Annotated in this window: 15 protein-coding genes, 2 rRNA genes and 1 riboswitch (1 of these 18 cut by a window edge); of the genes, 3 read left to right on the top strand and 14 right to left on the bottom strand. The window is 44.3% G+C overall.

Annotation, left to right across the window (positions count from 1 at the left end; genetic code table 11):
- Window positions 1-65: 65 nt before the first annotated feature.
- Complete coding sequence (locus tag NSQ23_RS01410; RefSeq protein ID WP_004888777.1) at window positions 66-329, top strand: DUF2892 domain-containing protein; 264 nt, start codon at window positions 66-68, stop codon at window positions 327-329.
- Between the two features lie 15 nt (window positions 330-344).
- Window positions 345-479 (top strand): EYxxD motif small membrane protein, encoded by a 135-nt coding sequence (locus tag NSQ23_RS01405; protein WP_329401973.1) that lies wholly within the window; start codon window positions 345-347, stop codon window positions 477-479.
- On the opposite strand, the gene purD is transcribed toward NSQ23_RS01405, so the two are convergent.
- From purD to purE, 12 genes are all read right to left on the bottom strand, one after another.
- A complete protein-coding gene (gene purD, locus NSQ23_RS01400) occupies window positions 442-1722 on the bottom strand; it encodes a phosphoribosylamine--glycine ligase (RefSeq protein WP_004888775.1) in 1281 nt (426 codons plus the stop codon). The genes NSQ23_RS01405 and purD overlap by 38 nt on opposite strands.
- A 14-nt stretch (window positions 1723-1736) precedes the next feature.
- Entirely contained in the window at window positions 1737-3272 is a 1536-nt protein-coding gene (gene purH, locus NSQ23_RS01395; protein ID WP_339172416.1) for a bifunctional phosphoribosylaminoimidazolecarboxamide formyltransferase/IMP cyclohydrolase, read from the bottom strand.
- Window positions 3250-3852 carry a phosphoribosylglycinamide formyltransferase gene (gene purN, locus NSQ23_RS01390; RefSeq protein ID WP_064214578.1) on the bottom strand — a complete coding sequence of 201 codons (603 nt, stop codon included), beginning with the start codon at window positions 3850-3852 and terminating at the stop codon, window positions 3250-3252. Before purN ends, purH begins: the two co-directional genes overlap by 23 nt.
- Complete coding sequence (gene purM / locus NSQ23_RS01385) at window positions 3849-4886, bottom strand: phosphoribosylformylglycinamidine cyclo-ligase (protein WP_004888772.1); 1038 nt, start codon at window positions 4884-4886, stop codon at window positions 3849-3851. Before purM ends, purN begins: the two co-directional genes overlap by 4 nt.
- Window positions 4849-6276, bottom strand: coding sequence for an amidophosphoribosyltransferase (purF, locus tag NSQ23_RS01380; RefSeq protein ID WP_192948600.1), 1428 nt, complete (start codon window positions 6274-6276; stop codon window positions 4849-4851). The genes purM and purF overlap by 38 nt, the downstream gene beginning before the upstream one ends.
- Window positions 6252-8474, bottom strand: a complete 2223-nt coding sequence (purL, locus tag NSQ23_RS01375) for a phosphoribosylformylglycinamidine synthase subunit PurL (protein ID WP_339172412.1) — start codon at window positions 8472-8474, stop codon at window positions 6252-6254. The genes purF and purL overlap by 25 nt, the downstream gene beginning before the upstream one ends.
- Window positions 8458-9144, bottom strand: coding sequence for a phosphoribosylformylglycinamidine synthase subunit PurQ (purQ, locus tag NSQ23_RS01370; protein WP_064221415.1), 687 nt, complete (start codon window positions 9142-9144; stop codon window positions 8458-8460). The genes purL and purQ overlap by 17 nt, the downstream gene beginning before the upstream one ends.
- Complete coding sequence (gene purS, locus NSQ23_RS01365; RefSeq protein WP_003398656.1) at window positions 9141-9395, bottom strand: phosphoribosylformylglycinamidine synthase subunit PurS; 255 nt, start codon at window positions 9393-9395, stop codon at window positions 9141-9143. The genes purQ and purS overlap by 4 nt, the downstream gene beginning before the upstream one ends.
- Window positions 9383-10105, bottom strand: coding sequence for a phosphoribosylaminoimidazolesuccinocarboxamide synthase (purC, locus tag NSQ23_RS01360; protein ID WP_004888768.1), 723 nt, complete (start codon window positions 10103-10105; stop codon window positions 9383-9385). The genes purS and purC overlap by 13 nt, the downstream gene beginning before the upstream one ends.
- Before the next feature lie 65 nt (window positions 10106-10170).
- Window positions 10171-11466, bottom strand: coding sequence for an adenylosuccinate lyase (gene purB, locus NSQ23_RS01355; RefSeq protein ID WP_339172407.1), 1296 nt, complete (start codon window positions 11464-11466; stop codon window positions 10171-10173).
- Entirely contained in the window at window positions 11463-12611 is a 1149-nt protein-coding gene (gene purK, locus NSQ23_RS01350) for a 5-(carboxyamino)imidazole ribonucleotide synthase (RefSeq protein WP_339172404.1), read from the bottom strand. The genes purB and purK overlap by 4 nt, the downstream gene beginning before the upstream one ends.
- Complete coding sequence (gene purE / locus NSQ23_RS01345) at window positions 12595-13083, bottom strand: 5-(carboxyamino)imidazole ribonucleotide mutase (protein WP_339172401.1); 489 nt, start codon at window positions 13081-13083, stop codon at window positions 12595-12597. Before purE ends, purK begins: the two co-directional genes overlap by 17 nt.
- Before the next feature lie 106 nt (window positions 13084-13189).
- Window positions 13190-13291, bottom strand: a riboswitch (purine riboswitch).
- A 153-nt stretch (window positions 13292-13444) separates the two neighbouring features.
- Between purE and NSQ23_RS01340 the strand changes: the two genes are divergently transcribed.
- The gene (locus NSQ23_RS01340; protein ID WP_004888764.1) at window positions 13445-13834 is read left to right on the top strand and encodes an Hsp20/alpha crystallin family protein; all 390 of its coding nucleotides are present in this window, start codon (window positions 13445-13447) and stop codon (window positions 13832-13834) included.
- A gap of 129 nt (window positions 13835-13963) precedes the next feature.
- Here the strand turns inward: NSQ23_RS01340 and rrf are convergent.
- Window positions 13964-14080: ribosomal RNA gene (gene rrf / locus NSQ23_RS01335) — 5S ribosomal RNA — on the bottom strand.
- Window positions 14081-14456: 376 nt separating this feature from the next.
- Window positions 14457-14803: ribosomal RNA gene (locus tag NSQ23_RS01330) — 23S ribosomal RNA — on the bottom strand (it continues 2579 nt past the right edge of the window).

Below are 14803 nucleotides of genomic sequence, written 5' to 3'. Positions count from 1 at the left end.
GTACCATCGTCTATTCACATTTTAACGGATGAAAGCAAATTTCACAAACAAAAAGGAGGGAGAACATGAAACAAAACATCGGTATCATCAATGCGATGATTCGCATCACATGCGGATTTACGATGCTAGCTTGGGCAACTGCCAATTTTTCTCGCAAACCGTGGCGTGAATCGTATATTTGGGTCATGATGCTCGCTGCGATGAAAATCGCAGAAGGTATCGTTCGTTTTTGTCCTGTGATGGCTTTGTTTGAACGATATCAATGCCATTGTGACAGCAACAATGAGAATGAGAAAGCGATTCCGATTGAGCCAGTTAACCCTTCGTAACAATAACCCCCTTGTATGCATACAAGGGGGGAAAGGAGAGAAAGTATGATTGCCGAATATATAACAGATACATTCTTTATTCTTATTCTTTTAATTGGCAGCATCGTTGCCCTTAGTTTTGTATACGTTCGCAAGCGACGTGCGCGATAGCTTTATTGCCAATATCACGTCGATAAAAAAGTTGAGCACAGTCAATGTTCTGAATTTGTTCATACACAAGACGTTGTGCTTCTTTCAACGTATTCCCACTCGCCACAACAAGGAGCACTCGTCCCCCGTCTGTTACCCACTCATCGTCCACACGTTTTGTGCCAGCGTGAAAAACTTGTGCTTTCGTTATACGTTCTAGACCACGAATAACAGCACCTTTTTCATATTGTTCAGGATATCCTTTCGCCGCCAATACAACCCCAATCGTTGCTTCGTCACTCCAATGCAACGTAACAGGCTTATCTTCTAAAAGTGAGACGATGACTTCAACGAGATCATTTTGCAAACGCGGCAAAATGACTTGTGCTTCAGGGTCACCAAACCGTGCATTAAATTCGATGACTTTTGGTCCTTCTTCCGTCGCAATTAATCCTGCATATAAAAATCCAGTAAATGAACAGCCTTCTTTCGTTAATGCTTTCACCGTCGGTTTGACGATCGTTTCCATCGCATCGTGAACGATCTGTTCGCTTATTTGCGGCACAGGAGAATACGCCCCCATTCCTCCTGTATTTGGACCTTGATCATCATCGAACGCTCGCTTATGGTCTTGGGCGATAACCATTGGATATACACGTTCTCCATGTACAAATGTCATAAGCGAAAATTCTTCGCCTTGTAAATATTGCTCAATGACAACTTGTACCCCCGCTTCACCAAACTTTTTGGCAACCATAATGTCATACAAAGCATGGAGCGCCTCTTCAACTGTCATCGCCACCGTTACCCCTTTTCCTGCTGCAAGCCCATCCGCTTTAATGACAATCGGAGCCCCTTGTTCGTGCACATATTGTACAGCTTCATCATACTCTGTAAATGTCGCATAGCTCGCTGTCGGAATGTTATATTTTCTCATCAAATCTTTCGCAAATGCTTTACTTCCTTCAATTCGCGCCGCCTGCTGTTTTGGACCAAAAATGCGTAATCCTTCCCTTTCGAAACGATCAACTACTCCTTCCAACAGCGGTGCTTCCGGTCCAACAATCGTTAAATCAATCGCTTCTTTTTTCGCCCATTGCACAAGCGCTTCGACGTCAGCCTCTAAAATCGGAACGCGCGTAGCGATTGCATTCATTCCATCGTTTCCTGGCGCCACGTATATGTGGGTCACGAGCGGGCTTTGTGCTACTTTCCATGCAAGTGCATGCTCTCGGCCACCACGACCTATAATGAGCACTTTCATCCGTTGCTTCCCCCTTAATGTTTAAAATGGCGAACGCCTGTAAATACCATGGCTATTCCATATTCATTAGCTTTTTGAATCGAATCTTCATCGCGAATCGAACCGCCCGGTTGAATAATGGCTGTGACTCCCGCTTGAGCAGCCACTTCAACTGTATCGCTCATCGGGAAAAAGGCGTCGGAAGCTAATACCGCTCCTTTCGCTTTCTCTCCCGCCTGTTCAATCGCAATGCGAGCAGCTCCAACACGATTCATTTGTCCAGCGCCGACACCAATCGTCATCCCGTTTTTCGCGAGTACAATCGCATTCGATTTGACATGCTTCACCACACGCCAAGCGAACGTTAAATTCGACCATTCTTCTTCTGTCGGCTGTCTTTCAGTCACAACTTGAATGTTCGCATCATCAATTGTATACGTGTCTTCGTCTTGAACAAGTAGTCCCCCACGTACCGATACGACAAATGGTTCTTTTTTCCGCTCTGCTTCAAAATCGACCGTTAACAGACGAATGCTTTTCTTTCTCTTTAAAATTTCTAGCGCTTGTTCTGTAAATGAAGGGGCGATGACAATTTCTAAAAAAATGTCATGTAATTTCGCAGCCGTTTGTTCGTCAACTTCACGATTAAGCGCCACGATGCCGCCAAAAATGGACGTTGGGTCGGCTTCGTAAGCTTTTTGAAACGCTTCAGCGATCGTCTTGCCAACGCCGACTCCACACGGATTCATATGTTTCACCGCTACCGCCGCTGGTTCAGTGAATTCCCCTACAATTTGTAAAGCTGCATTGGCATCGTTAATATTGTTGTAAGACAGTTCTTTTCCATGTAATTGCTTCGCTTTTGTAATAGAAAATGGTAAACTGAGCGGTTTTTCGTAAAATGCAGCCGTTTGATGTGGATTTTCACCATATCGTAACGATTGTTTCTTCACAAACGTCATCGTCATCGTTTCCGGATACGTTTCTCCAACGACGTTTGTCAAATATTGTGCAATCATCGCATCATACGCTGCAGTATGGCGAAATACTTTTGCAGCTAACGCCCGTCTCGTCTCAAGCAATACTTCGCCATATTGTTTTAACTGTTCAATGACTACATCATAATCGGCAGGATCGACAACAGCTGTGACGTAAGCATGATTTTTCGCCGCCGCTCTAAGCATGGTCGGACCGCCAATATCGATCTGTTCAATCGCTTCCATCAGCGTTACGTTCGGATTTGCGATCGTTTCTTGAAACGGATATAAATTGACAACAACAAAATCGATTGGCGTGATGTTATGTGCTTGTAGCTGCTGCTGATGTGTTTCGTCATCTCGCACAGCTAACAGTCCACCGTGAATATTTGGGTGCAATGTTTTGACCCGTCCGTCTAAAATTTCTGGGAAGTTTGTCACATCAGAAATGCTTGTCACAGGAATTCCGTGTTCTGCTAATACACGCTTCGTGCCACCTGTTGAAATGATTTCCACTCCAAGCTCAGCTAGTTGCTTGGCGAATGTGACAATTCCTTTTTTATTTGACACGCTAATAATTGCTCGTCTTTTCATTCTTTGTACTCCCTTTCTCCGTCAACAATTGTTGAATGACTTGCGGATACAACACATGTTCAATTTCATGAATGCGGCGCTCAACGCTTTCTAATGGTTCTCCGTCATCAATATATAGTGCCCGTTGCGCAATAATTGGTCCCGTATCCATTCCTTCATCAACGTAATGCACTGTAACCCCTGTCACTTTCACACCGTAGCGATACGCTTGGCCAATCGCATCTTTTCCTGGAAACGCCGGCAGAAGAGAGGGATGAATGTTTACAATTCTGTTCGGATATGCCTGTAAAAGCGTTGGACCGATAAGCCGCATATAACCAGCAAGAACAACTAAGTCGATTTCTTTTTGTTGTAGTTGTTGTAAAATCTCACGTTCAAATTGTTGTTTCGTTTCATATTGTTTAGGGTTAAAAACAAATACCGGCACGTGTTCACGAATCGCTCGTTCAATCACTTTGGCATGCGGTCGATCACATACAAGAAGCGCCACTTCTGCTTGAATGTCTCCTTTTTTTACTGCGTCGACAATCGCTTGAAAATTCGTTCCGCTTCCTGATGCAAAAATAGCTATTCGCTTCATTCGATTTTTCCCCCAGCAAACGATACACCTACTCCTTCTTTTACCCGACCGATAATGTACGCCTCTTCTCCACACGATTCAAGCAACTGCACAACGTCTGGCACAACATCGCTATCGACAGCTAATACAAAACCGATTCCCATATTAAAAATATTAAACATTTCCGTTCGTTGTAGCTGTCCATGTTGCTGTAAAAAGTTAAAAATCGGCGGAATCGGCCATGAACCGTAGTCTATTTCGGCTTGTAATCCTTTTGGCAACATACGCGGAATGTTTTCGATAAAACCGCCCCCTGTAATATGTGCCATCCCTTTCACACGAAATTGTTTTAATGCTTCAAGTACCGCTCGAACGTAAATGCGTGTAGGCGTTAACAACTCCTCGCCAAGCGAGCGAGAAAACGGTTCATATATGTCATCTAATCGCAAGTCGGCATCTTTTATAATTTTTCTTACAAGCGAATAGCCGTTGCTATGAAGCCCGCTCGAAGCCAAACCGATCAGCACATCGCCTGGAACAATCGTATCCCCTGTGACTACTTTCGTTTTTTCAACAACTCCAACCGCAAATCCAGCTACATCATATTCATCTTCACCGTACATGCCCGGCATTTCTGCTGTCTCTCCGCCAATGAGCGCACAGCCTGCTTCGACACAACCGTCGGCCATCCCTTTGACAATGTGCTCAATTTTTTCTGGCACCGCTTTTCCACAGGCGATGTAGTCAAGGAAGAAAAGCGGCTCTGCCCCTTGTACGACAATATCGTTTACGCACATCGCTACGCAATCAATTCCGATCGTATCGTGCCGATCAAAAGCGAATGCAAGCATTAGTTTCGTCCCTACACCGTCTGTTCCAGATACAAGGACAGGTTGTTTATACCCGAGCGAAGAGAGGTCAAACATTCCTCCAAAACCACCTAAGCTTCCAAGTGCACCGATTCGGGCAGTTTTGGCGACATGTTTTTTCATCCGCTCTACCGCTTCATATCCAGCTTCAATATTCACACCGGCTTGTTTGTACACATGTGCCAACATGCTCTCCTCCAATCTTCGTCGGATATTGTCCTGTAAAGCAAGCTAAACATTGCCCGCAGTTTGCTGAATCGTTTGGTCTTCCAATCGCTTGCAAAAGCCCTTCTGGACTTAAAAAAGCAAGAGAGTCCGCTTCAATGAGTTGTCGAATTTGTTCGATCGTATGTTTAGCCGCAATAAGCTCTTCTTTTGTTGATGTATCGATGCCATAAAAACATGGGTGCGTAATCGGCGGGGAGCTAATGCGCACATGCACTTCTGTTGCTCCTGCCTCTCGAAGCATGCGTACGATACGCTTGCTCGTCGTTCCACGCACAATGGAGTCATCAACCATGACGACTCGCTTCCCAGCGACGACCCCTCGAACAGGCGACAATTTCATTTTTACTCCTTGTTCCCTAAGTGCTTGCGATGGTTGAATAAACGTCCGTCCAACATACCGATTTTTAATTAGCCCCAACTCGTACGGAATACCTGTCGCTTCCGCATAGCCGATCGCTACTGAAATGCTTGAATCCGGTACACCTGTCACCACATCCGCTGCAACAGGGGCTTCAACGGCTAACTGTTTTCCTAAATTTTTTCGTGCTGTATGAATGTTAATGCCATCAACGTTGCTATCCGGGCGAGCGAAATAAATATATTCCATACTGCAAATCGAGCGGGGAACTTTAGGGGCGAAACGCTCAGAACGAATGCCTTGTTTATTAATCATAATGAGCTCTCCCGGCTCCACTTCTCGCTCATATGTGGCACCAATGACATCAAACGCACACGTTTCCGACGCTACAACGTACGCCTCGCCTAAACGCCCAAGCGATAAAGGGCGAAATCCATGTGGATCAAGAGCGATATACATTTCTGTTTCCGTTAAAATTAAAAAGGCAAAAGCGCCACGTAAATGCGACAACGCTTCTTTAATCCGTTCTTTTAAAATCGGTTCGCCACTACGCTTAATTAAATGAGCAAGCACTTCCGTATCAGAAGTCGTTTGAAAAATACTTCCTTGTTGTTCTAAACGAAAGCGCAACTCATCGGCATTTACTAAATTTCCGTTATGTGCAAGCGCTAAACTGCCGCCTTGGGAACGGAACAAAAGCGGTTGAACATTCGCATACCCGCCTCCGCCGGCAGTTGAGTAACGGACGTGGCCGATCGCAGCCATGCCCGTTAATTGTTCTAGTTCACCGCGACTAAACACTTCTGTGACTAAACCAAGCCCCTTATGAAATTGTAACGTTCCGTTGCCTCCGACAACAATTCCTGCTCCTTCTTGACCACGATGTTGTAAACTATGCAGTCCGTAATATGTCAACGTCGCTGCTTCCTCATGTCCCCAAATGCCAAAAATTCCGCATTCTTCATTTAATCCTTTGATTTCAGCAAGCATGGAATAGCTCCTTTCCATACGTTTCGCATTGTTTCTACTGGAACGTGGATGATACTCGTATCCTCATTCACCACATGAAGCATTTCATCGTTCGTCACTTCCCCAATACATATCGCTTGAACGAGCTGTTCAAACGCTTGACGATGTTCCTTTTTTACAGAAACGATAAAGCGTGATTGTGTTTCACTAAATAGTTCTGAAACGACATCACCTTGAATTGTCACACGTGCACCTAAACCTTGTGCGGTCATTAGACATTCCGCAAGTGCAATCGCCAAGCCACCTTCCGATATGTCATGCGCTGATGCTACTACTCCAGCTCGAATCGCGGTGAGAAGCTGTTGTTGTCGCTCTGCTTCCACATGTAAATCAATCGTTGGCGCTTTTCCAAAAATGCGACCTGTTAGCCATTTTTGTAGCTCGCTCCCACCAAATTCTTGCTTAGCTTCCCCAATGACATAAATCAAGTCGCCAGGTTGTTTAAATGCTTGTGTCGTAATATGACTAATATGTTCAACGACACCGACCATGCCGACAATTGGTGTCGGATAAATGGCTTCGCCGTTCGTTTCATTATAAAGCGATACATTTCCGCTAATGACTGGTGTTTCTAGTACACGACACGCTTCGCTCATTCCTTCTACCGCTTTTTCAAGTTGCCAAAAAATTTCTGGTTTTTCCGGATTTCCAAAATTCAAACAATCGGTAACGGCAAGTGGCTGAGCACCGGAACATACGATGTTGCGTGCTGCTTCTGCGATCGCAATTTTCCCACCGACTTCTGGATCTAAATATACGTAGCGAGAATTACAATCGGTTGTCATCGCCAGCGCTTTATTTGTGCCACGAATGCGTAAAACAGCTGCATCAGACCCTGGAGCAACAACCGTATTTGTTCGCACCATATAATCGTATTGTTCATACACCCATTCTTTACTTGCAATCGTTGGCTGACTTAATAATGCAAGCAACGTTTCTTCATAATCGTTAATCGTCGGTACGTACTCAATCGTTTGAAACTCACGATAATATGCTGGTTCTTGCGACGGCTTATGATATACAGGGGCATCTTTGGCAAGCGCATCAACCGGAATTTCGGCAACGACTTCCCCGCGGTGATACAAACGTAACATTTGATCATTTGTTACGCGACCAATCGCTTTCGCCTCGAGCCCGTATTTAGCAAATACATCTATAATTTCTTGTTCACGACCCTTCTGAACAACAAGAAGCATGCGCTCTTGCGACTCAGACAACATCATTTCATACGGTGTCATTCCTGTTTCGCGTTGTGGTACAAGATCTAAATTTAGTTCAATACCAGAGCCTGCCTTGCTCGCCATTTCGGCCGATGAGCTTGTTAAACCGGCCGCCCCCATATCTTGCATACCAACGAGTGCATCGCAATGAATAACCTCTAAACAAGCTTCAAGAAGCAATTTTTCCATAAATGGATCCCCGACTTGCACAGCTGGACGTTTTTGTTCAGATTGTTCCGTTAATTCTTCCGATGCAAATGTCGCCCCATGAATGCCGTCACGCCCCGTTTTCGCCCCGACATACATGACCGTATTTCCAACGCCTGCCGCGATTCCTTTTTGAATATCTTCATGTCGAATCACCCCGACGCACATCGCATTTACAAGCGGGTTTCCTTCGTATGCCGCATCAAATTGCACTTCACCACCAACAGTCGGAATACCGACACAATTTCCATATCCCGCAATCCCTGCGACGACGCGCTCAAATAAATATTTCACGCGCGGTGACGTTAATTCGCCAAAGCGAAGCGAGTTTAATAACGCAATTGGTCTTGCCCCCATCGAGAAGACATCGCGAATAATTCCCCCAACACCTGTGGCAGCCCCTTGATACGGCTCAATCGCAGATGGATGGTTATGACTTTCAATTTTAAATGCTACCGCTAATCCATCTCCAATATCGACAATACCAGCGCCTTCTCCTGGTCCTTGGAGCACATGTCTCCCTTCAGTCGGAAACTTTTTTAATACAGGTTTCGAATTTTTATAGCTACAATGTTCTGACCACATGACAGAAAAAATGCCCGTTTCTGTATAATTAGGCAAACGTCCAAGAATACGCTCAATCATCGCAAACTCTTCATCTGTTAATCCCATATCACGATACATCTTCTGTTCTTTAATCATTGTTGGACTTGGCTCAAGTAATAACGACATGTGCGTCCCTCCAATATGTCACAATTGATTGAAACAGTTTTAAACCGTCTGCCCCTCCAAGCAACTCATGAACAGCTCGCTCAGGGTGTGGCATCATACCAAGTACGTTCCCTTTTTCGTTCACGATGCCTGCAATGTTGAATAAACTACCGTTTGGATTTTCTCCCTCATACCGAAAAACAATTTGGTTATTAGCGATAAGCTGTTGTAACGTTTGTTCATCACAATAATAGTTTCCTTCTCCGTGCGCAATGGGGATTGTAATCACTTCTCCTTGCTCGTATTGCGATGTAAACATCGTTTCGTTATTTTCGACACGAAGCTTTACCGGGCGGCAAATAAACGTTAACGTATTGTTGCGTCGCATCGCCCCCGGGAGAAGCCCCGCTTCTAGTAAAATTTGAAATCCGTTACATACACCTAAAATCGGTTTCCCTTCGTCTGCTGCTTTTTTTATCGCTTTCATGACGTTGGAAAAGCGCGCAATCGCTCCAGATCGTAAATAATCCCCGTATGAAAAACCACCTGGCAAAAGAATAGCATCAAACTCATCTAAACTTTCTACATCATGCCAAACGTATTCAACATCTTCCCTTAATTCATCTGCAATCGCATGATACATGTCGACATCACAGTTGGAACCCGGAAATACAATGACCGCAAATTTCACTGAACGACGACCTCCTCAATTTCATAGCGATAATCTTCAATGACCGTATTCGCCAACAACTTTTCACACATATCTTTCACGAGTGCATCTATGTCGCGGTCACTTTTTTCTACCGTTAACTCCATGAACTTTCCAATACGCACATCTTGCACCTCATGATAACTTAAGCTATGAAGCGCTCCTTTTACAGCATTTCCTTGTGGATCTAATACATTTTCACGCAATGTGACATACACTTTTACTTTGTACATGATAATCCTCCTAATCGTTGTAAAAGTTTCGTATATGTTTCTGTTAAGTCGCCTAAATCACGACGAAATACATCTTTATCAAATTTTTCTTTCGTGTGTACATCCCATAATCGACACGTATCTGGGGAAATTTCATCCGCCAACAGTACCGCTCCCGTTTCATCTTTTCCAAACTCTAATTTGAAGTCGACAAGCTGTAAGTCACATGAACGAAATAAGGAAGTTAAAATGTCGTTAATGCGTAACGCCGTCTGTTTCATGTGCAAAAGCTCATCATGAGTGGCAAGCTGTAACAAAGCGATATGATCTTCCGTTAATAGGGGATCGCCTAAATCGTCATTTTTGTAGTAAAATTCTACAAGTGGTTTTTCAAGTACCGTTCCTTCCTCAAGACCAGTACGCTTCGACAAACTCCCGGCGACAATATTGCGGACAACGACTTCAAGGGGTATGATCGTCACTTGACGCACAAGCTGTTCTGTATCGGATATTTTACGGATAAAATGATTATTTACACCTGCTTCATGCAACAAGGAAAATAGTAAACTCGTAATTTCGTTATTTAATCGTCCTTTTCCGCTAATCTTTGCTTTTTTTTCACCGTTAAATGCAGTTGCCTCATCTTTATATTCAATCCATAATACACCCTCTTCGTTCGTCGCATACACTTTCTTCGCCTTTCCTTCATACAGAAGGTGTTGCTTTTCCATGTTCTCTCCCCCAGTTATACAGAATATTAGGAAATTTTCGTGTAAAGGTAAGGACGGCGCCTTACCTACTGCAAGCCAAGTCGCTCGAAAATCGTGTCGACATGCTTTAAGTGATAGTTGTAGTCAAAGCAATCAGCAATTTGATCCTTCGTTAAACGACTTGTAATTACTTCGTCTGCTTCAATTAACGAGCGGAACGGCACTTGTTTTTCCCATGCTTCCATCGCCTTTGGTTGTACAAGATCATACGCTTCCTCACGCGTCATACCTGTGTCAATAAGCGCTAGCAATACGCGTTGTGAATAAATAAGTCCGAGCGTGCGATCCATATTCTTCTTCATATTTTCTGGGAATACGGTCAAGTTTTTCACGATATTTGTAAAGCGGTTGAGCATGTAGTCTAAAGCGATCGTTGCATCCGGTAAAATAATGCGCTCCGCTGACGAATGTGAAATGTCACGCTCATGCCAAAGCGGTACATTTTCATACGCCGTTAACATATACCCACGAATGACGCGAGCCATTCCTGTCATATTTTCTGAACCGATCGGATTCCGTTTATGCGGCATCGCAGACGAACCTTTTTGTCCCTTAGCGAAAAACTCCTCTACTTCCCGTGTTTCACTTTTTTGTAATCCACGAATTTCAACAGCAAATTTTTCAATCGATGTTGCAATTAAAGCGAGCGTCGCCATATAGTGGGCATGACGATCACGCTGTAACGTTTGCGTCGAAATAGGCGCAGGCTGTAAGCCAAGTTTTTCACATACGTACTGCTCAACAAACGGATCGATATTGGCATACGTACCAACAGCACCAGAAATTTTTCCAACGCGTACCGTTTCGGCTGCTTGCTTGAAACGTTCTAAATTTCGCTCCATTTCGGCATACCAAAGCGCCAATTTTAATCCAAATGTCGTTGGCTCAGCATGAACACCATGCGTTCGTCCCATCATGACCGTATATTTATGCTCAATCGCTTTTTCTTTTAATACAGCAATAAAGTTCTCTAAGTCACGCAATAAAATGTCATTTGCTTGTTTTAATAAGTATGATAATGCTGTATCAACCACATCCGTAGACGTAAGGCCGTAATGTACCCATTTTCGTTCTTCTCCTAGCGTTTCTGATACCGCGCGCGTAAAGGCAACAACATCATGGCGCGTCTCTTCTTCGATTTCTTTAATGCGCGCGATATCGAATGAGGCGTTTTGACGAATTTTTTCAACATCTTCTTTCGGGATAACACCTAACTCGGCCCATGCTTCACATGCTAAAATTTCGACTTCTAGCCAAGCACGAAAACGGTTTTCTTCCGTCCAAATCGCACCCATTTCTGGTCGTGTGTAACGTTCAATCATACGTTCATCCTCCGATCTGTCCAAATCGCAAATTCATCTATTTTTCGTTGGATCGCATCGACATCATCAGCTAACCATGTCACATGTCCCATCTTTCGCTTCAGCTTCGCTTCCTTTTTTCCATAAAAGTGGACGTGGGCGTCACGAAATTGGGCGATGTTTTGAATGACTGCATCCACATGTTCTCCTAAAATGTTGACCATAATTGTAGGTTTGAGCAACTCCGTGCTGCCAAGCGGCCAATTACAAATGGCGCGAATATGTTGTTGAAATTGCGATGTGATACAACCGTTTATTGTATAATGACCTGAGTTGTGTGGTCTAGGGGCAAGTTCATTGACATATAACTGCCCATCTTCTGTTAAAAACATTTCAATAGCTAGTGTGCCGACAAGTTGAAAAGTTTCCGCTAATCGTCGAGCATACATCTCCGCCTGCGCAATGGTTTTCTGGCTAACTTGGGCTGGGGCAATCGTTTGATGCAAAATATTGTCGCGATGAATGTTCTCGACAACAGGAAACAGCTCTATTTCACCAGAAACGCTACGCACAACGATAATAGATAACTCTTTCACAAATGGAACCCATGCTTCCAATACACATTCACCGTAAGCGAGCAGCGAGCGCGCCTCGTGAATATCATCTAAACAACGAATAACAACTTGCCCTTTTCCATCATATCCCCCACGGCACGTTTTCAACACAGATGGAATACCAATCTCTCGAATCGCTCGTTCTAATTCTTCTTCTTTTAGCACAAGACGATAAGGTGCAACAGGCAAATCTGCAGACTGAATAGCCCGTTTTTCTTTCCAACGATGTTGTGTACTCGCAAGAAGCTCGCTTCCTTGAGGCACATATCCTCTCTCTGCTAATCGATTCAATGCATCCGCATCAATATTTTCAAATTCATAGGTGATGACATCACTTACTTCAGCTAGCTGACATAATGCTCGTTCATCGCTATATGAAGCAACAATTTCAATGTCAGCGACTTGAGCACATGGAGAGTGTGGGGTAGGATCGAGTACAGCAACGAAAAACCCCATCTCTTTCGCAGCGATCGCCATCATTCTTCCTAGTTGTCCTCCGCCAATAATGCCAATCGTTTGCCCCGGAACAATCATTTTAGTCAAGCTGATCACTACTTTCCATCACTTGTTTTCGAATCGTTTCACGTCGCGCACGTAACGCTTCCATATACGTTGGTTCATACGTTCCAAGAATCGAAGCAGCAAGCAGCGCAGCATTGATTGCACCTGCTTTTCCGATCGCTACGGTCGCAACTGGCACCCCGCCTGGCATTTGAACAATAGATAACAATGAATCAAGACCGTTCAACGTCTTAGACATAATTGGAACACCGATGACAGGTAATGTTGTTTTGGCTGCTACCATTCCAGGCAAATGAGCGGCTCCACCAGCTCCAGCGATAATGACTTTAATGCCGCGCTCTTCAGCTGTTTCAGCATACGTAAACATAAAGTCCGGTGTACGGTGAGCTGAAACAACTTTTTTTTCAAACGGAATATGCAATTCTTCTAATATATCACATGCATGACGCATCGTTTCCCAATCTGATTGACTTCCCATAATGACAGCTACAAGTGGCTGCATCCGTACTCACCTCTTTTTATAATCAGAAAAAAATCCAGAACAACGCCCCTCGACCATAAGGGAAAGCATCGTTCTGGACATATTTCGCCCATTGGGTGAAAAAAGCCAATAAGATCCTTTCCCTCATAGTCCAATAATTTACGGTTATTGGGTAGAGACTTTTGGGCCATATTCCCAAAATTATATGAGGGTTCAACAACGTATTCATTTATCTTCATCTTACCAGTCGTTTTTCAATCATGTCAACATAAAATCGAACATTTTTACACACAAAATAATTAATGTTCGGTTTTTACTTAAAAATCACCATTTCATCTTTTTCACCATATAGTAAAAAGAAAAAGAGAAAGGGGAGAAGCTTATGGATTGGACAAAGCAATGGGAAGCCTTTTTTACTCATCCATTTTGGAACTCATCAAATTCCTTTTCTTCCTATTCATCAGGCATCAATATGTATCGTCGTGATAATGAGCTACTTGTCGTCGCAGCGATCCCAGGGTTAGCACATGTACACGATGCAGAAGTGTACATTCATTATAATACATTAGAAATTAAAGCAAATGTTCAATTGCAGTTTGAAGGCTTTGAACTAATTGAAGAAGGAATTACACAAGAACCTTTTGAACGAGAGATACAACTTCCCTTTCCTGTAGGAGAAAAAGTGGAAGCTGTGTACGAGAACGGACTGCTATTTGTTCATCTTCATCGTCTCATCCCTGATCATATAAAAAGGAAGGTGGACATTAAATAAAAAATGAGCTAACCGATATAGGTTAGCTTTTTAACTATGGGGGAGAGGATTGTAAAAGCGTTAAACGCAAATACATGGACAAAAAAAGTTAGAGAACAAAACGGAGCTGCCCTCTAACTTGCTATGTCCGCCCGGCAACGTCCTACTCTCGCAGGCGGTGTCCCGCCAACTACCATCGGCGCTGGAGAGCTTAACTTCCGTGTTCGGGATGGGAACGGGTGTGACCTCTCCGCCATCGTCACCGAGCAAACATGCTTTTTCGTTTCGCCTTTTTGGGCGTGAAGGATGATTCCTTCAAAACTAGATAACAGAACAGTCACCTGCGCTTTTCTTGACTACGTCAAGAACCGTTCTCAGCTTTTCTTGATGTCTAGCTGCGGCTCCTAGCCCCTCGAACCGCTTCAGTCCTGCTGTGGCGGCAACAGCCTCCTCGCAGGCCTTTCGCGTTCTTCGTGGCTGGACAGTCGCCTTCGCTTTTCTTACTGTCTAGCTTCGAACTAACATCCTCCTACGCCTTCGCTTTTTCCGTTCGACGTGCAAGCACGTCTTCGTCAAAAGCTCTCGGCTCCGTCGGACGTTTCCTTGGCTTCGCCAAGGACCGTTCTCAGCTTTTCTTGTGTGCTTAGTTAAGTCCTCGATCGATTAGTATCCGTCAGCTGCACGTGTCGCCACGCTTCCACCTCGGACCTATCTACCTTGTCATCTTCAAGGGATCTTACTCGCTTGACGCGATGGGAAATCTCATCTTGAGGGGGGCTTCACGCTTAGATGCTTTCAGCGCTTATCCCTTCCGCACATAGCTACCCAGCTGTGCCCCTGGCGGGACAACTGGTACACCAGCGGTGCGTCCATCCCGGTCCTCTCGTACTAAGGACAGCTCCTCTCAAATTTCCTACGCCCGCGACGGATAGGGACCGAACTGTCTCACGACGTTCTGAACCCAGCTCGCGTACCGCTTTAATGGGCGAA

It is taken from the genome of Anoxybacillus sp. FSL W8-1294, assembly GCF_037965005.1.
GTDB lineage: Bacteria > Bacillota > Bacilli > Bacillales > Anoxybacillaceae > Anoxybacillus > Anoxybacillus flavithermus_G.
Note: the sequence above shows the minus strand (reverse complement) of the source record. Positions and strands in the feature narration are given on the sequence as shown.